The following is a 15,061-nucleotide window of genomic DNA, read 5'->3' on the forward strand; positions in this document are numbered from 1 at the left end:
GCAATCCCCCTAAGGCCTCGTCGCCACCGGATACGGCTCCTCCCCCTTCGCCGCAAACCAAAGTATCCTATTCATCAACGCATCATCCCCCCCATCCACATCCTTGAACGCCTGGTTCGCCGAAGCCCGCGCAAAACTCGCCGCCTTCCCCTTCAACTCCGCCACCGGCCTGTTCATCCGGTCCAAAGGCACCTGGTTCACCACATGAGAAAAAGCCACCCCGGATGACCGCTCAGCAGAAAAACAATCGAACATCGGCAACGCCGTCGCGTCGATCACATTCATCGGCGGGATCCCCAGGATCTGCTCGATCGTCCGCACCATCCCTGTCTGGTTATAGTTCGTATGAATGGCCCGGCCAAACACCGAATAAGGACTGATCACAAGCCCCGTCGTCCGATAGGGCGAGATATGATCCCAACCCGACTGACTATCATCCTCCGTCACAAAGACCACCGTATTCTCCCAGTACCGGCTATGCGTAATCACATCGATGATCCGGCCCACCGCCAAATCATTGTCCGCAACCATCGCCTGCGGCGCCGGGAAGTTCGGCGAAGTCCCCGCCGTATGATCGTCCGGCAAGGACACGACCATCAGATCCGGCAAAGAATCTCCAACAGCCCGCTCGGCCCGCTTCCAGTCCCTGATAAAAATATCCGCCCGCAGTTGATCCGTGAACACGAGATTATCACAGTCCGGGTAGTCGGGCGAAATGATCGGCCGAAGCCGCCCGATCGTCGTCGTATTATAGAATCCCTGGTCCCGATGCTCCAAATATCCCCGATAGATATCCTCCCATTTCAATTTCTCATCATAATGCGTCGTACACGCCTCCCCATACACCCGCACGCTTTTCCCATGGTCCAACGCGTTGTTCCAGATAAACCCGTTCCGGTTATACACAAGCGCATCATCCTGCCGGTGCGGATAGCTCCGGAACCAAGCACGAACGCTCTTCTCCACATAATCCGACACCATCGCCGCATCCGCCCACTGATGCCCCTCCGCAGAACACTTGCCCGCCGCATAGTAATTGTCCAGCAGCGAGAACGTCGACGCCAGCCGATGCTGGTTCGGCGTCACACTGTCGCCATAGATACAAAGTCCCGGAGCACCCCGTCCCGGTTTCATATCTCCATACACCTGGTCATAGGTCTTATTCTCCTTGATGATATAGACCACATGCCTGAAAACCGAAGGCTCCCCGATCCGCTCGGGAACAGGCTTTGGCGCCACCCCCGCACGCGGTGCCCGGTTCGTCAGCGCCAGGCGGAACAGCAGGCTCTGCTCCCGCACCCGCTCCGTAAAATTCTTCAGCTTCTTGTCATCAGGTACCGGGATGATGCTCATCGAACCCAACTCCTGGTGAATAGTATAGGCCATCCGCATAGAATCGTCGACCAACGTCGGCGCCAACGCCAGCACCCCCGAACCCTCCGCCTCGATATTGGCGACATACAGCGTCCCGCGAAACAAAGCAACACCCCCCGGATAGGCCTCCGTCGGAATATATCCCCGCACCAGGGTCTTACCGCGACCGCGAGTCGCCACATCCGCCCCCAATTGGACCACGCAAAGCGCATTGTCAAACCCGTTCGCCACATACAGCGTCGTCCCCGAGGCATCCAGTTGCAGCGCATTCGGACTGCTCCCATAATATGTGATACTGCCCCCAAAAAGCCCGACGGGAATCGAATCCGTCACGACCCCACGCCGCACGTCGAACACGCTGATATTATCGCTGTTTCCGTTGCAGATATAAAGAAAAAGACTGTCCGGGCTGCACACCAGGGCATTCGGATGCAACCCAAGCGGCGCCTCGCCAAGAACCCCACCCGTGCGGGCATCGATAATCGACAAACTCCCACGAGCCGTCGCCCCCGTCACCGGGCTCGTATAAGCATTCCCCCAGGGCGTCCCCGCCGTTTCAGGGCTGGCCTCGGTGACCCGCGGACCCGCCCAGTTCGTCACATACACCTTGTTATCCACGATCCGCAACCCATAAGGAGCCACCCCGGTAGGCACAGTCCATACCACCGACCGATCCGCAAAACGCACCTTCATCAATCGATTATTTCCATTGAGGACCACATACAGGTACGGCTCGCCACCTTCCACCTGCACGGCAATGTCATTGGGCAGCGCAGTAGCCGCCGGCCATTCCGCATTCACCACCAGGTGGGTCACATTCCGCACCGCCGTCCCATCCCATTCTGCCACCAAAACCGCCGACCGTCGCGAATTCCCCGCACCCCAAACGATATACGTATGTCCCCCAAAAGCAAAGGTCTTGATACCCGAGTACGTACTCATCAGGTCGCGCACCGCCGGATCATTCACAAAATTCCAGTGAGCCACCCATTTATGGCTCCGCGTATCCAGGATATCGACCCCATACCGCTCCTCCAGCACAAGATGCTGGCTGTCGGGAAGGATCGCAAAATCCAGCGCATGGTTCTCCTGCGAGGGATCGCCAAACCGGAGCACTTCTCCCGCCGACTTGATCCATCGATTGAACGGCATCACCGTATGCGCGGCACGCCGGCCCTGAATACTATCGTCATAGGCCGTCCGAAAGCTCGCCGCTTCCTGCCCAAACGCGATCCCTACAAAGAACAAAAAACAAAAACTGCTGACTAAGTGCTTACCCATGTTGCTGATCCTTTTCAAGAAAGAATAAAAAGATATCCGTCGTGGCCGGCTGCCGGCCCAATGCGCGCAACATATGCGCTACCTGCCCCCGGTGATAGGTTCCATGGTTGACCACCTGGTAAAAGGTCTGCCAGAAAGGTTGCGTCACATGCAATCCCTTGCCCGTGATAAAATACACCGGCCGGTCCGGACCCGACGCCAGCCACTGCTTCGCCGACACCACCATCTCGTCCAGCTGCGGCCGGAAAAGCCGGTCCAGGCTCTCATAGCCCTCGATCCGGTAATGCGCCGGGACCTCGGCAATAGGCACACCCTTCCACCGCTGCAGCCAGCGATAATCGCCCTCCAGGATGTGCTGGTACAACGCCTTTAAGGTAGGGAAGCTGCCGCGGGTGTCGATATTCCATTCTTCCGCCGTCAGCGCGGGCAGCAGCTCCAGCAGTCGCCGGTGCGCCCATAGATGATAGTCGATCAGATCAGAAAGGTTCTCCATAACGAAACGCAAGATACAGGGTTATACCCGCATTTTTTATTAACTTAACACAACCATCCCGCCGGGGGCGGCGCATGCCATGAGAAGAAGGAATTTCATCTTACTAACAATTGGCGGAGTGGGCGCCTCCATCGCGCCCGCCTGCAAGCCACACACAAACCCCGCGCTCAGCCGGCCCCTCTTCCTTTCCACCATCTGCGACCCCGCCACCCTCCGCCATATCGGCAACAACTACCGCAAAACAACGCCCGCCGAAACAAAGGAAGATCGCCTGGTCAGCCTCCTCACCACCGATCTTCCCCAGGGCAGCGACCCCACAAACCAGCTCGACGCCAAAGCACGCCAGGACTACGCCGCCGGCAAAACGGTCACCATCGACGGCTGGGTGCTGTCCATCACCGAAGCCCGCCAATGCGCCCTGTATTCCCTGCAAAAGCCATAAACATCGCCTCATGCACCTCGACGCACGCCACCTGCCCGATCACACCCACATAGAAGGAGATATTTGTATCGTCGGCTGTGGTCCCGCCGGCCTCAGCATCGCCATGGAATGGGAAGGCACGCCGTATAAAGTGATCCTGCTGGAAGGCGGCGGCTTCGACTACGACGACAAAATGCAGGATCTATACACCGGCCAAACCACCGGCCAGCGCTACTACCCCCTTCGCTCCACCCGCCTGCATTATTTTGGCGGCACCAGCAACCACTGGGCGGGCTTCTGCTCCATCTTCGATCCCATCGACTTCGAAAAAAGAGACTGGGTCCCAAAAAGCGGCTGGCCGATCCGGCGATCGGACCTCGATCCCTATTATGCCCGGGCGCAAAAAGTACTCGACCTCGGCCCCTACGAATACGATGTCCAATACTGGCAGCAGCTCGATCCGTCTCTAAAATCCCTGCTGCCCCCTAACGAAATCGTCTGGAATAAGGTCTGGCAGTTCAGCCCGCCGACCCGGTTCAATACAAAATATGGGGATGCGGTCCGAAAATCCCGCAACATTCACCTCTACACCTATAGTAACCTAACGGAGATAACCGCCAATGAATCCGTCAGCGCCATCGAAAAGCTTACCGCCCGCAATCTCAGCGGTAAGACTCACACAGTAAAAGCCCGCCGCTATATTCTCGCCTGCAACACGATCCAGAACGCCCGCCTCCTCCTCGCCGCCTGTCCCCAGGCGCCAAAAGGCCTCGGCAATGATCACGACCTCGTCGGCCGCCACTTCATGGAACATCTCGAGATCCAGTCCGCCTGGATCCACCTGCCGCAACCCGATGCGATGAAGCTCTATACCTTCTCGAGCGGTGGAACCAAAATGCGCTGCGAACTGGCCATCACACCGGCCGCACAGAAAGCGCACCGCATCCTCAACGGCACCTGTTCCTTTTTTCCCGCCGAACTCGCCAAAGGGATAAAGTCCCAGATCGAAATATGGAACACCGACGACCCGAAAAAGAACGAAGATCAAATGAAGTCCATGTGGGATTCTCACGAAAAGAAAGCCGCCGGAGTATCCGGCTACAACGCCTTCGAACTAAAGACCCGTATCGAACAATCCCCCAACCCCGACTCACGTATCACCCTCATGCCCGAACGCGATCAGCTCGGCATGCTCCGCGCCCGGCTCAATTGGACCCTGACACCCCTCGAAAAGCAAAGCATCCGCACCTTCTACCAGCTCGTCGCCCAACAGGTCGGCCAACACGGCGCCGGCCGCATCAAACTCATGGACTATTTACAGGATGCCAACGACCCCTCCTGGCCCGACTTCACCAGCGGCGGCTGGCACCATATGGGTACGACCCGCATGAGCAACCATCCGCAGACCGGTGTCGTCGATGCCAATTGCAAAATCCATGGCGTGTCCAACCTCTATATCGCCGGCGCCAGCTGCTTCGTCACCGCAGCCGCACCCAACCCCACCCTGACCATCGTTGCACTCAGCCTCCGCCTTTCCGACCATCTCAAAAAGCTCTTCCACTCCTCGCCCATTGGCTGAGCCATCCAGACAAGTAAATTGAGCCATAAGGGAAATGCGCACCCTGCCCCGGGTCCGATCTTTGTCTCGTTAAAAAAAACAAACAATGACAACAATAGCAAAGATCGCCCTCGGCAAAGAGGGCCCGCTCGTATCGAAGCTCGGATTAGGCTGTATGCGCATGTCCCCCGTCTGGGGCTCGAAAGCAAAAGATGAAGCGGAAAGCATCGCCACCATCCAGGCGGCTCTCGACAACGGCATCAATTTCCTCAACACCGGCGACTTCTACGGCAGCGGCCACAACGAGCTGTTGGTAGGCAAAGCCATAAAAGGCAGGCGGAACGACGCCTTTATAAGTGTTAAGTTCGGCGGCCTCGTCGACAATGGCCGCTTCCTCGGTCTCGATCTCCGTCCCACATCCATCCGCAACTTCATCAACTACTCCCTCGTGCGCCTCGGCATTGACACCATCGATCTCTATCAACCCTGCCGGTTGGACAACTCAGTCCCCATCGGGGATGTAATAGGGACCGTCGCCGATCTCATCAAAGAAGGCAAGGTGCGTTACCTCGGCGTGTCCGAGATCACCGCAGACCAATTGCGCAAGGCAAACAGCATATATCCGGTATCAGCCCTCGAAATAGGCTATTCCCTCGCCGAACGCAGCATTGAAAACGACCTTCTTCCCACCGCCAGGGAGTTGGGTATTGGGGTGGTCGCCTTTGCGAACACCGCCGAAGGGTTACTCACCGGTGAATTGCAGGCTCCCCTCGCAGCCAATGACTACCGCAACCATTTTTCGCGATTCCAGGGCGAGCACCTGAAGAACAATCTCGCGAAAGTCGAAGTGTTGAAGACCATGGCAAAGGAAAAAGGATATACACCGGCCCAACTGGCCATCGCCTGGGTGAACCGGCAGGGCGAACAATTCATGCCGCTGGTCAGTATGAGCAAACGTTCCCGGCTGCCGGAGAATAGGGATGCCATGGCGATCACCTTCACCCCGGAAGAAACAAACATTCTGAATACCCATTTCGCACCCGGCGCGATCACCGGCGGCACCTACCTGCAACGGTAGAAATTTCAATATCTTTATACAGTGACAAATCCTGCCGAAATAATGCCCGGGGTCATCTTCTACGCTTTTCTTTCGGCAATGCGGAAGGAAAAGGTAGGCTTCCATGGACATAACACCCTGGTCCTGCAGGTCTCGGGACAATTGACCCTGGAAACCTCGACGGAAAAGGTCGCCACCCAACCCGGCGCGATGCTGCTGATCCGTAAAAATCAGCTGGCCCAGCTCACGAAGCTCCCATTACCCGGGGAAAATTATCAATCGATCGTCATATGCCTCCAGGAAGATCTGCTCCGGCAGATCGCCCTGGAAGAGCATATCGAAATAGATCACCGGTATATCGGCCCGTCCAACATCCTTTTGCCGCCAAACGACTATCTGCGTGGATACTTCCAATCCGTATTACCCTATATTCAACATCCGGAAAAAAAGTTGACGACCGCGCTCGGCCTGCTAAAAGTAAAAGAAGGAGTTCAATTGCTGCTGCACACCATGCCGGCCCTGAAAGAATTTCTATTCGACTTCTCGGACCCCTATAAGATCGATCTGGAAAAATTCATGCTCAGCAACTTCCACTTCAACGTCCCCATCGAAAAATTTGCCCGACTCACCGGCCGCAGCCTCGCCGCCTTCAAACGCGATTTCCAAAAGACATTCGGCATGGCGCCCCGCCAATGGCTGCAGGAACGACGCCTTACCGAAGCCCGCCACCTGATAGAAAAGAAGAACAAAAAGCCCTCCTCCATCTATTTGGACCTCGGCTTCGAAAGCCTCTCCCATTTCTCCCATTCCTTCAAGAAAAAGTTCGGCAAAGCCCCCACGGAATGGGCGTAGCCGGCCCCAAAGCACGGCCAACCCTCAGTTCGGATTCCGAAATTCACTAGGCGATTTCCCCGTCTTCGCCTTGAAGATTTTCGTAAAATGAGACGGGTGCTCAAACCCCAATTCATACGCAATCTCACTGATCGAATGCGGTGTCCCCCATAGCAGCGACTTCGCCCGATCCACCAATTCCAGGTGAATATGCTCCAGCGTGCTCTTTCCCGTGGTCTTCTGTAAAAGGTCCGAAAGATAGCTCGGCGACAGGTTCAGTCGTGACGAAAAATAGGTCACCGGCGGCAGCCCCGACTCAATTAAAGTGGGCTGTCCAAAATAGTCCTTCAGCAACGCCTCGAACCGCTGCACCACATCCGCATTCACCCGGGTCCGGGTATAGAACTGCCGGTCATAAAACCGGTTACAATAGTTTAGCAACAGCTCGATATTACTCACGATCAGCCCCTGCGTATGTTTATCGATCGACCCCTGGTACTCCCGCTCGATCTTCCTGAGACAATCCCGGATCAACGAATTCTCCTCCTCCGAGATATGCAACGCCTCATTCACCTCATAATGGAAGAAAGTATACTCATGGATCTTCCTTCCAAGCGCCGTCCCATGTAACACATCGGGATGCACAAACAGCCCCCATCCCTCCTCCACACGGATATCCGGCCCCGCGCCGATCACCTGCCCCGGCGCAGTAAACACAAGAGACCCGTCTTTAAAGTCGTAATGACCCTTGCCATAGTACATCAACCCCTCGAATTTCTTGCACGAGATCGTATAAAACCCCATCCGCAGCCGTACCGCCGGATCCTTCGGCCGCCTGCCATAAAAATCCCGGTGATCGATCACACTCACCAGCGGATGCCGCGGCGGGGGACACTGCACAAATTCGTGCAGCGCCCCGATCGACTCCAGATCGATAATTGACTCTTTTTTCATGGTTAGTGCAAATTTACGCCCCTGTCCTCAGATGCCAATCTGTCCAACCATCATCTTCTTGAAGGCGACGTCATCCATCTGGACACGCCCCGCCAGCAACTGCTCCGCATCCTGTCCAACCGGGTAACGAAGCTTCTCCGTGCCGTCCGTAGCCGCCTCGAAAATGGCATCGGCCACCTCCCGGATATTCCCGGACATCGGCCAACCGGCCAGCACTTCTACCATTTTGTCCCACGGCTGCCGATACGCATCGATCCCCCCCGCACCGATAGCACTCATCGATCGCCCCGCAAATTCCGTCCGGTACCCACCCGGCTCGATGATCTTCGTCCGGATCCCCAGGGGATTCAACTCATACTGCAGGGACTCCGTTAAACCCTCCACGGCAAACTTCGTCGCATGATACAGGGAAGTAAAAGGGAAAGTGACCCTGCCCCCGACAGACGAAACATTGATGATAACACCCGCTCTCCGCTCGCGCATATGGGGCAACATCGCTTTAGTCACCGCGATCAACCCGAACAGGTTAACCTCCATCTGCCGCCGGATCTCCGCATCCGAAGCCGCCTCCAACGCGCCAAGAGCCCCATAGCCGGCATTATTTACCAGCACATCGATCCCGCCAAAAGCTCCCACCGCCGCTTTCACCGCAGCCGCAATGCTCCCCTCGTCGGTCACATCCAATCGCGTCACCAGCACCCCATCCAACGCCGCCAGCTCGCCCTCTTTCTCCGGCGAACGCATCGTCGCGGCAACATTCCAGCCTTTTTCATGAAACAAACGAACAGTCTCCTTGCCAAACCCGGAAGAAGCCCCGGTAATAAATACGGTCTTTTTCATAATTTCTCTTTTGTAGCCACAAAGTTCCGACGCAGCTACTCCCCGTATTTATAGGTTTCTTGGCAAGGCTTATACATTTCTTCGATGACCGCCCCACCTACAACCCCTCCAACACCTCAACAATCGCCGCAATCATCTCCCGATCCGGCGCCTTCCCATTAAACCCCTCCGGCAAAATAGCCCGAAACTCCCCCGCATCATCCCGCTCCAGCGTCACCTCGACGCTATCCACATCCACCAAAAACCGGAGCCCGTACCGCCAAGCCTGCACACGAGCCGTAAAGGTCCGCTCCACACCCCGTACATCCACCGGAATTTCAACCGTTTGTTCCATGGCCGGAAAGATACTAAATTGCCCAAAATAGCCATATGCAAGACCTCTCCCAAATACACCACCTGATCTCCGATCTCTTCACCTGGCCTGCCACCCCCGCCGAATGGAAGCAATACAAACTAACCGACGACCAGGTCGCCTTCTTCAAAGAATACGGTTATCTCGCCGATATAAAGCTGCTGAACGAAAAACAGATCGACCAATTAAAGAACGAGTTGGAGGCGATCATGGACCCCACTCACCCGGCCAACAGCCTATTCCATGAATTCCACAGCAACGAGTCCGCCGACCCCGACAAAGTCCTGTTCCACGCCCTCGGCGCCTGGCGCATCACCAAAGGATTTCACGATGTCTTATGGAACCCGGCGTTCGTAATGGCCGCAAGCCAGCTCCTCGGAAACAAACCGGTCCGTTTTTGGCACGACCAGCTATTCTGCAAACCCGCCAAACACGGCGGCGTCGTGGCCTGGCACCAGGACTACTCCTACTGGACCCGCACCGGACCACTCCAACATCTCACATGCTGGGTCGGCCTGGACGACGCGACAAAAGAAAATGGCTGTTTATACTACGTACCCAAAAGCCACAACTGGGGCCTGCTCGACAAACCCGCATTGGCAGGCGATATGGAAGGATTGATGCAGTATTTAACAAAGGAGCAAAAGGAAGAATTCAAACCCATCCCCATCGAGTTGAAAAAAGGACACGCCGCATTCCACCACCCGCTGATGGTTCACGGGTCCTACGCCAATTCCTCGCCGCGATCCCGCCGCGCCTTCGTGACCAACGTCTTCGCCGACGGTACCGAATCCAAATCAAACGACGAGCTCCTCAAAGGCGTACCCGTCATAAAGTCCGGCCACCGCATGGAAGGCCAGTTCTTCCCGCTATTATTCTCAGGGATATAAAAGATATTTCCTCCGCATCTGTTTATAGTTGCTGAGGCCGGGCTCCCAACTCCGGCGGATCTCCGCCTCGCTCATCCCGGCGGCGATCTGTTCCTTAAAGGCCGTCGTGCCCGCCAGTTTATTGATATCCCCCATCTGCTTGCTCTGGTGATAGTCGAAGAATTTCTCCTTGTGCGGATAAGCCTTGTAGAATTGCATCATCCACGTGATATTGATCTTCCCGGTCTTCCGCAGGCTGTCGGCATCGATAACGCGCAAGTCAAGGCCATAACACACCTGGTCCTGGTGAAGCGGCGTCTCGGCCATCCCCGGAATACTGACCGGCGTAAAAGAAAAAGAATAGGCACTCTTCAACTCAGGATTGCCAAGGACAGTGAACGGCATATGGGTCCCACGCCCCTGGCTGATGACAGTCCCCTCGAAAAGGCAAAGCGACGGATAAAGCAGCACGGATTGCTGCGTATTCAAATTAGGAGAAGGGCTGACCGGCAGCTTGTAATACAAAGAGTGATCGTAATTCTTCACAGGAATGATCTTCAGCTTACATTGTTCCTTATTCGCCAACCAGCCCTCCCCGTTGATCATTTGAGCGAATTCCCCGATCGTCATCCCATGGACGATCGGCACTGGAAATTGACCGATACCGGACTTAAGCGACATATCCAGTATCGGACCATCCACATAACCATTCGGATCGGGCCGGTCGAGGATAAGAAGTTCCTTACCCGACTCGGCGCAGGCTTCCATGATATTGCGCAGGACGTTGATGTTGGTGTAAAATCGACAACCTACATCCTGCAGATCGAAGATCATAATATCGATCGCGTCCATGTCTTCCCTGGACGGCTTCCGCTTGGAACCATAAAGCGAGATGATGGGGATGCCCGTGGCCGAATCGACCTCGTCCGACACCTTGGCGCCGGCGCTGGCTTTACCGCGAAATCCGTGTTCGGGACCAAAGATCTCCCGAATGTCGATCTTCAGGGAATGAAGACTATCGACAAGCGCCCGGCTGCCGACAATGCTCGTGGGATTGCCCAGGATGCCCACCCGTTTGCCCTTTAATAAAGGAAGATAGGCGCTCGTTTGATCGGCCCCGGTGATGATGGGCTTCGGCTTTGGTGGGAAGAAGACGGTAAAAATCGCAATAAAAAGGGTAACCATGGAGGAAAGATACGAAATTGCTGGCGCTGGAAAAGAACACCGGGAACCGTCGTCCCACCCCTCCCCTCACCCCGTGACTAATCATCCCGGCCCCTGACCCCGGTCATAGGCTACCCCCACCTCCGGCTTTATATTTATCGCCAGAAAAGCAATACATATGGCCATCGAACCGGGGTCTGCCGGCAGCAACCAGCCAAAACCCAAAAAACCAGGTCTCGCCATAATGGATGGCAACGAGGCCACCGCCTATATCGCCTATAAAACAAACGAGGTTTGCGCCATCTATCCCATCACTCCATCGTCCACGATGGGCGAATGGGCGGACGAATGGAGCGCCCAGGGACTCACGAACATCTTCGGCCAGGTACCCAGGATCATTGAAATGCAAAGCGAAGCGGGCGCCGCCGGCGCGGTACACGGAGCCCTGCAGGGCGGCACCCTGTCTACCACCTTCACGGCATCGCAGGGATTACTCCTGATGATCCCCAACATGTACAAGATCGCCGGGGAACTCACCCCCACCGTTTTCCATATCGCCGCCCGATCGCTGGCCACCCACGCGCTATCCATCTTCGGCGACCACAGCGATGTCATGGCAGTCCGTTCCACCGGCTTCAGCATGCTTTTCGGCAATTCCTCGCAGGAAGCGATGGACATGGCGCTTATCGCTCAGTCCGCTACCCTCAGCTCGCGTATTCCCTTCCTCAATATTTTCGACGGATTCCGCACCTCCCACGAGTTGACCGAGGTCGACAGGATCCCCGACACGACCATAAAAGCCATGATCGATATGGACGAAGTGAATGCACACCGGAGCAGGGCCTTGTCACCCGACAATCCCAACATCCGCGGCACGGCCCAGAACCCGGACGTTTTCTTCCAAAACAGGGAAGCCTGTAACTCCTACCATGACAGGGTAGTCGATATCGTAAAACAGAAATTTCAACAGTTTGAAGAACTGACCGGCAGGAAGTATCTGCCGTTTGAATACTATGGCCACGAAGAAGCCGAACGGCTGATCGTGATCATGGGCTCGGGAGCCGGCGCCGTAAAAGAAACTGTCGACTTTCTCAACGGCCGGGGAGAAAGGGTCGGCGTGTTGATCGTACGCTTGTTCAGACCCTTTTCCGTTGCCGATTTCCTGGCTTACATCCCAAAGACGGTGAGAAAGGTGGCGGCGCTCGACCGCTGCAAAGAACCGAACAGCATCGGCGAACCGTTGTATATGGACGTCGTAAACGCGTTCAGCAGCGCCAGGCTCCGGCCCTATCCGCTGGTGATCGGCGGACGCTATGGCCTTTCTTCAAAGGAGTTCACCCCGGCAATGGTGATAGCGGTCTTTAAGGAACTGGACAACGCCGACCCCAAGCCTCATTTCACCGTCGGGATCAATGACGACGTTACGCAATTGAGCCTCCCCTACGACCACAACTTCTCCCTGGATAACCAACACCTGTTCAGAGGCCAGTTCTTCGGGCTTGGCTCGGACGGGACAGTGAGCGCAAACAAGAACTCCATCAAGATTATCGGGACAAAGACGGATAATTATATCCAGGGATATTTTGTATACGACTCGAAGAAATCCGGCTCCTTAACCGTTTCGCACCTCCGCTTCGGCAAGCATCCCATCCAATCGACCTACCTGATCGATTCTGCCAACTTCATTGCCTGCCACCATTTCAATTATCTGAACAAGTACGATATATTGAGGGACGCGGTGGAAGGCGCGGTCTTCCTGCTCAACGCCCCCTATCCAAAAGACGAACTTTGGAACAAATTGCCCCGCCCCATCCAGCAGGAGATCGTCCGCAAGAAACTGAAATTCTACGCCATCAATGCCCATGCAGTCGCAAAAGGGTCGGATATGGGCGGTCGCGTCAACACCATCCTGCAAACCTGCTTCTTCGCGATCAGCAATATCCTTCCCCGCGAAGAAGCCATTGGCAAGATAAAAACGGCGATTGTCGAGACCTACGGCAAGAAAGGGGAAGAGATCCTGCAAAAGAACTACGAAGCCGTAGACAAAGCCCTGGAAAATTTGTACGAGGTCGATTACAACGGGTATGCCATCGGAGACACCCCCCTGAGCAACACCGTCCCGGATGCGGCCCCCGATTTCGTCAAAGACGTCCTCGGAAAGATCATTGCGGGCGACGGCGACGAGCTTCCCGTCAGCGCCTTTCCGGCAGATGGCGCCTATCCGTCCGGTACGACAAAATGGGAGAAACGAAATATCGCCGATACCGTCCCCGTCTGGGATACCAGTCTATGCACCCAATGCAACAAATGCGTCCTGATCTGTCCCCATGCTGCGATCCGCGCAAAAGTGTATGACAAAGGGCTATTGGCCGCCGCACCCGCAGATTTCAAACACATGGACCCCATCGGCAAAGAATGGGATAAGGAAAAAGAAGCATATACCCTGCAGGTCTCCACCGAGGATTGTACCGGTTGCACGCTTTGCATGGAATACTGCCCGATCGTCAGCAAGACCGATCCGGACCACAAGGCGGTGAATATGGTCGATAAGACCGCCATCCAGCAAGCGGAACGGCAAAACTGGGAATTCTTCCTCCACCTCCCCGAGATCGCCAGGGAACGGGTCAACCGGAATACCGTCAAGGGATCTCAATTCTTTCAACCCCTGTTCGAATTCTCGGGAGCCTGCGCCGGCTGTGGCGAAACGCCCTACTTGAAATTGCTGACGCAACTGTATGGCGAACGCATGATCGTGGCCAACGCCACGGGCTGTTCTTCCATCTTCGGCGGCAACCTCCCGACCACCCCCTGGTCGAAGAACAACGAAGGCCGCGGACCGGCCTGGGCAAACTCACTCTTCGAGGACAATGCGGAATTTGGACTCGGCATAAAGCTCGCCAATGAGAAGAAGCGGGAGGCTGCAATATCCGCCCTGCACCAAATGAAGGATACGCTGGGAGAAACCCTGGTCGAATCCCTCGTCCACGCCCCGGAAACAACGGAATCCGAAATAAAACTCCTCAGCCAACACATCCACGAACTCAAAGCCCGTCTCGCCGCCATCGATACCCCAGCGGCAAGAAACCTCTCCTACCTGGCCGACTTCCTCGCGAAGCGCTCGATGTGGATCATCGGCGGCGATGGCTGGGCTTACGACATCGGCTACGGCGGACTGGACCATGTGCTCTCGACAGGCGAGAATGTCAACATATTCGTCATGGATACCGAGGTCTATTCCAACACCGGCGGTCAAAAGTCCAAATCAACCCCGATCGGCGCCAGCGCCAAATTCTCCGTGAACGGAAAGACGACCGGCAAGAAGGACCTGGCCCTGCAAGCCATCGCCCATGGCACGGCCTACGTGGCCCAGATCGCCATGGGCGCCAACGACTCCCACACGCTCCGGACCATCATCGAAGCCGAGAATTTCCCCGGCCCCTCGCTGGTCATCGCCTATGCGCACTGTATCGCCCATGGCATCGAAATGAGCGAAGGGACGGAACACCAGGACCTGGCCGTCAGGACCGGGTATTGGCCCCTGTTCCACTATAATCCCTCGAAACCCCAGGGCCAGCGCTTCGTGATCGACTCGAAAGAACCTACCCTTCCGCTTTCGGACTTCCTGTACCGGGAGAACCGCTTCAAGGTGATCATGGCAAAGGATCCCGAATTGGCCGCAAAATTTCTGGCCGAAGCAGAGGAAGCTACAAAAGATCACTGGTCGAGAATGAAGACGCTGACAGGACTATAGCCCAGCCCCTTCCCTCCCAAACTCTTTATGGGGTTCGGCATCGCCGCCACAGATTGAGCACGCTGGCGCCAGGCGCCTTCCGGACTCCGGTCTCCGTTGGCCATGTCGGGCGACCC

Annotated in this window: 13 protein-coding genes; 6 read left to right on the plus strand and 7 right to left on the minus strand. The window is 56.0% G+C overall.

All coding sequences use genetic code 11. The features are described 5' to 3' along the window. Positions 1-9 precede the first annotated feature (9 nt). Positions 10-2,655, minus strand: a complete 2,646-nt coding sequence (locus VHE34_RS12520) for a bifunctional YncE family protein/alkaline phosphatase family protein (RefSeq protein WP_325588336.1) — start codon at positions 2,653-2,655, stop codon at positions 10-12. Next, entirely contained in the window at positions 2,648-3,148 is a 501-nt protein-coding gene (locus VHE34_RS12525) for a DinB family protein (protein ID WP_325588338.1), read from the minus strand. Before VHE34_RS12525 ends, VHE34_RS12520 begins: the two co-directional genes overlap by 8 nt. Before the next feature lie 79 nt (positions 3,149-3,227). Between VHE34_RS12525 and VHE34_RS12530 the strand changes: the two genes are divergently transcribed. From VHE34_RS12530 to VHE34_RS12545, 4 genes are all read left to right on the plus strand, one after another. Next, positions 3,228-3,590, plus strand: coding sequence for a hypothetical protein (locus VHE34_RS12530; RefSeq protein WP_325588340.1), 363 nt, complete (start codon positions 3,228-3,230; stop codon positions 3,588-3,590). A 10-nt stretch (positions 3,591-3,600) separates the two neighbouring features. Further along, positions 3,601-5,148 (plus strand): GMC family oxidoreductase, encoded by a 1,548-nt coding sequence (locus tag VHE34_RS12535; RefSeq protein ID WP_325588342.1) that lies wholly within the window; start codon positions 3,601-3,603, stop codon positions 5,146-5,148. Between the two features lie 85 nt (positions 5,149-5,233). Continuing rightward, complete coding sequence (locus VHE34_RS12540) at positions 5,234-6,205, plus strand: aldo/keto reductase (RefSeq protein WP_325588344.1); 972 nt, start codon at positions 5,234-5,236, stop codon at positions 6,203-6,205. Between the two features lie 21 nt (positions 6,206-6,226). After that, positions 6,227-7,036: an AraC family transcriptional regulator gene (locus VHE34_RS12545; RefSeq protein WP_325588346.1), complete on the plus strand. Its 810-nt coding sequence runs from the start codon at positions 6,227-6,229 to the stop codon at positions 7,034-7,036. A 24-nt stretch (positions 7,037-7,060) separates the two neighbouring features. Here the strand turns inward: VHE34_RS12545 and VHE34_RS12550 are convergent, their stop codons facing one another. From VHE34_RS12550 to VHE34_RS12560, 3 genes are all read right to left on the minus strand, one after another. Then, positions 7,061-7,969, minus strand: a complete 909-nt coding sequence (locus tag VHE34_RS12550; RefSeq protein ID WP_325588347.1) for a helix-turn-helix domain-containing protein — start codon at positions 7,967-7,969, stop codon at positions 7,061-7,063. 27 nt (positions 7,970-7,996) lie between these two features. After that, entirely contained in the window at positions 7,997-8,809 is an 813-nt protein-coding gene (locus VHE34_RS12555) for an SDR family oxidoreductase (protein ID WP_325588349.1), read from the minus strand. 97 nt (positions 8,810-8,906) lie between these two features. Continuing rightward, on the minus strand, positions 8,907-9,143 hold the full coding sequence (locus tag VHE34_RS12560; RefSeq protein ID WP_325588351.1) for a hypothetical protein: 237 nt from the start codon (positions 9,141-9,143) through the stop codon (positions 8,907-8,909). Positions 9,144-9,178: 35 nt separating this feature from the next. Between VHE34_RS12560 and VHE34_RS12565 the strand changes: the two genes are divergently transcribed. Then, positions 9,179-10,051 carry a phytanoyl-CoA dioxygenase family protein gene (locus VHE34_RS12565; RefSeq protein WP_325588353.1) on the plus strand — a complete coding sequence of 291 codons (873 nt, stop codon included), beginning with the start codon at positions 9,179-9,181 and terminating at the stop codon, positions 10,049-10,051. Here the strand turns inward: VHE34_RS12565 and VHE34_RS12570 are convergent. Further along, the gene (locus VHE34_RS12570; protein WP_325588355.1) at positions 10,040-11,215 is read right to left on the minus strand and encodes a DUF1343 domain-containing protein; all 1,176 of its coding nucleotides are present in this window, start codon (positions 11,213-11,215) and stop codon (positions 10,040-10,042) included. The two genes, VHE34_RS12565 and VHE34_RS12570, sit on opposite strands and share 12 nt — an antisense overlap. Positions 11,216-11,372: 157 nt before the next feature. On the opposite strand from VHE34_RS12570, the gene nifJ reads away from it, so the two are divergent. After that, positions 11,373-14,945 (plus strand): pyruvate:ferredoxin (flavodoxin) oxidoreductase, encoded by a 3,573-nt coding sequence (gene nifJ, locus VHE34_RS12575; protein WP_325588357.1) that lies wholly within the window; start codon positions 11,373-11,375, stop codon positions 14,943-14,945. Here nifJ and VHE34_RS12580 read toward each other — a convergent pair. Next, positions 14,909-15,049 carry a hypothetical protein gene (locus VHE34_RS12580; RefSeq protein WP_325588359.1) on the minus strand — a complete coding sequence of 47 codons (141 nt, stop codon included), beginning with the start codon at positions 15,047-15,049 and terminating at the stop codon, positions 14,909-14,911. The genes nifJ and VHE34_RS12580 overlap by 37 nt on opposite strands. Between the last annotated feature and the right edge of the window lie 12 nt (positions 15,050-15,061).

The organism is Puia sp., assembly GCF_035546395.1.
Lineage (GTDB): Bacteria > Bacteroidota > Bacteroidia > Chitinophagales > Chitinophagaceae > Puia.

What these genes read in the sequence shown, in the direction of transcription:
- VHE34_RS12525 (WP_325588338.1), bottom strand. Translation starts at nt 3,148, where the DNA reads ATGGAGAACCTTTCTGATCTGATCGACTATCATCTATGGGCGCACCGG.
- VHE34_RS12535 (WP_325588342.1), top strand. Translation starts at nt 3,601, where the DNA reads ATGCACCTCGACGCACGCCACCTGCCCGATCACACCCACATAGAAGGA.
- VHE34_RS12530 (WP_325588340.1), top strand. Translation starts at nt 3,228, where the DNA reads ATGAGAAGAAGGAATTTCATCTTACTAACAATTGGCGGAGTGGGCGCC.
- VHE34_RS12570 (WP_325588355.1), bottom strand. Translation starts at nt 11,215, where the DNA reads ATGGTTACCCTTTTTATTGCGATTTTTACCGTCTTCTTCCCACCAAAG.
- VHE34_RS12550 (WP_325588347.1), bottom strand. Translation starts at nt 7,969, where the DNA reads ATGAAAAAAGAGTCAATTATCGATCTGGAGTCGATCGGGGCGCTGCAC.
- VHE34_RS12580 (WP_325588359.1), bottom strand. Translation starts at nt 15,049, where the DNA reads ATGGCCAACGGAGACCGGAGTCCGGAAGGCGCCTGGCGCCAGCGTGCT.
- VHE34_RS12560 (WP_325588351.1), bottom strand. Translation starts at nt 9,143, where the DNA reads ATGGAACAAACGGTTGAAATTCCGGTGGATGTACGGGGTGTGGAGCGG.
- VHE34_RS12555 (WP_325588349.1), bottom strand. Translation starts at nt 8,809, where the DNA reads ATGAAAAAGACCGTATTTATTACCGGGGCTTCTTCCGGGTTTGGCAAG.
- VHE34_RS12520 (WP_325588336.1), bottom strand. Translation starts at nt 2,655, where the DNA reads ATGGGTAAGCACTTAGTCAGCAGTTTTTGTTTTTTGTTCTTTGTAGGG.
- VHE34_RS12565 (WP_325588353.1), top strand. Translation starts at nt 9,179, where the DNA reads ATGCAAGACCTCTCCCAAATACACCACCTGATCTCCGATCTCTTCACC.
- VHE34_RS12540 (WP_325588344.1), top strand. Translation starts at nt 5,234, where the DNA reads ATGACAACAATAGCAAAGATCGCCCTCGGCAAAGAGGGCCCGCTCGTA.
- nifJ (WP_325588357.1), top strand. Translation starts at nt 11,373, where the DNA reads ATGGCCATCGAACCGGGGTCTGCCGGCAGCAACCAGCCAAAACCCAAA.